The sequence below is a fragment of the Mycobacterium sp. UM_11 genome (assembly GCF_001414075.1).
GTDB lineage: Bacteria > Actinomycetota > Actinomycetes > Mycobacteriales > Mycobacteriaceae > Mycobacterium.
Window position 1 is genome coordinate 1 of sequence record NZ_LATC01000265.1, and the last position, 334, is coordinate 334.

The 334-nt window shown below is 65.6% G+C and carries 1 protein-coding gene; it reads right to left on the reverse strand.

Features of this window, described 5'->3' with window-relative positions; translation table 11 throughout:
• Positions 1 to 334: phosphopantetheine-binding protein (locus tag WU80_RS24950; protein WP_156349799.1), on the reverse strand; the 334-nt coding region annotated here is incomplete at both ends.

Sequence of the window (334 nt, forward strand, 5' to 3'; positions counted from 1 at the left end):
GGACCAGGGTTTGGTTGAACTGGTCGATGGGGCCGTCAATGTCGAACAGCCATCCCATGATCGGGGTGGGGGTGATCGCCCCGATGCCCACATCGGCGATGCGGGTGTGGCCCTCGGTGATGCCGGGAATGCCGGCCAGTCGGGCCACGGTCTGCTCGACGAAGATATCCCGGGGCCGGCAGGTCAACCCCGCCTCCCGGGCGCGTGAGACCACCTGCATCGACAGGATGCTGTCCCCACCCAAATCGAAGAACGAGTCATCGACCCCGACCCGCTCCACCCCGAGCACCTCGGCATAAATGCCGGCGAGGATTTCTTCGATGGCGGTGGTGGG